This is a genomic window from Mesorhizobium sp. P5_C1, assembly GCF_054049815.1.
Genome location: NZ_JBFULQ010001031.1, coordinates 1 through 1,155, shown reverse-complemented (window position 1 = coordinate 1,155; position 1,155 = coordinate 1). Strand labels below are relative to the sequence as shown.

The window sequence follows — 1,155 nt, the reverse complement described above, 5'->3', positions numbered from 1 at the left end:
CTGCGGTGGTGCCTTGGGCGCCGGAATCCCTCGATTGCCGAAGAATCGAGGCAGCCGTTCATCGGACGACAGACCGCTGTCCGAGGGCTGGGCTTGGCCATCGGGCGCCGATGAAGTTTTCATGATCGACGTGATCGTCACCACTGCCGGTTTGTCGGCCGCAACGATCGGAGCATAGGAGGTGGCCGGAGCGCGATTGGCGGAGGCATCCGGGGAGGAGGCCATTTTCGTATCGGCCAAACTCGCGTTCAGAGCGACCCCAGCGACGAGCGGCGCTACGAGGACGGCGGAGAAAAGCAGCACGGCGCGGTGCCTGCGGAGGATGTTGAAAGTTGACATGGTCGCGACCCGTGCGAGGCTTTGGTCCTGGCGCCGTGGCGTGTTCCTCGTGCGGAACCGTCTATCCGGCGTACGGCCGATCGGATGCGCTAGCCTCGCTGATTAGCTTCCGATCAAGCCGATTTACTAGGCTGGTACTTGTTGCTTCCGGTTTGTGCCTTTGTCGGCAAGACTGCGAAGGCTACTAGCGGCGCGACGCAGTGTCTTTCGAGATCGACCACGTCGATTGTCGACATGTCACCTCGCGGGAGGCCCGCGTAAGGCTTCAGTCAACTCTGGCCACTTCAGCTGCCTGATCTGGAATCAAGAGCACCCGGTAGGTTGTCCCTTCGCATCGGAGCAGGTAGGCGGTCTGATTTGGTACGGACTCGGCCGCAATGCGCTTGGCAGAACTTGGATTTCTGCAAGGGAAGCCTTGGCTTCGCACCTGGTCGGCAACCACGCTTGCCACGGTGTCCTGGTCTTTGGCTGCAGCGGTCGCTACGGTGCCGGCGAGACAGATCGACAAGAAAACGCCGGCGCCAATGGATGAAATCTGCACCAGCGCTCGATTGCAGCCCATTTGTGTAGTCTCCTCTTCGTATTCCGCCGGCAACCGCTACCGCAGAAAATTGGTGGCTTCGATCTTGGAAGACGTCAGTCGTAGACGTTCACATCGTGACCGACTCCGACAGGTCGCCGCCAGCCCGACATTCATCTATGTGCCATTCTTGGGCCGCCTTCCATCGCGTTCGACAGCAGCATACCCGCTGGTTTGTGGACGGCTTTGTCTGCTTTGCGGCGGCTGGCCCTTCCTTGCGGTTATCACCCCTGGTG

1 protein-coding gene and 1 pseudogene are annotated in these 1,155 nt (G+C 60.5%); both read right to left on the bottom strand.

Translation table 11 applies throughout. The annotated features are described in order from the left end of the window. Window positions 1-339, bottom strand: a pseudogene (locus ACXJ7R_RS33630) (serine protease); the annotation flags it as partial. Between the two features lie 265 nt (window positions 340-604). After that, on the bottom strand, window positions 605-901 hold the full coding sequence (locus tag ACXJ7R_RS33625; protein ID WP_457155554.1) for a hypothetical protein: 297 nt from the start codon (window positions 899-901) through the stop codon (window positions 605-607). Between the last annotated feature and the right edge of the window lie 254 nt (window positions 902-1,155).

What these genes read in the sequence shown, in the direction of transcription:
- ACXJ7R_RS33625 (WP_457155554.1), bottom strand. Translation starts at nt 901, where the DNA reads ATGGGCTGCAATCGAGCGCTGGTGCAGATTTCATCCATTGGCGCCGGC.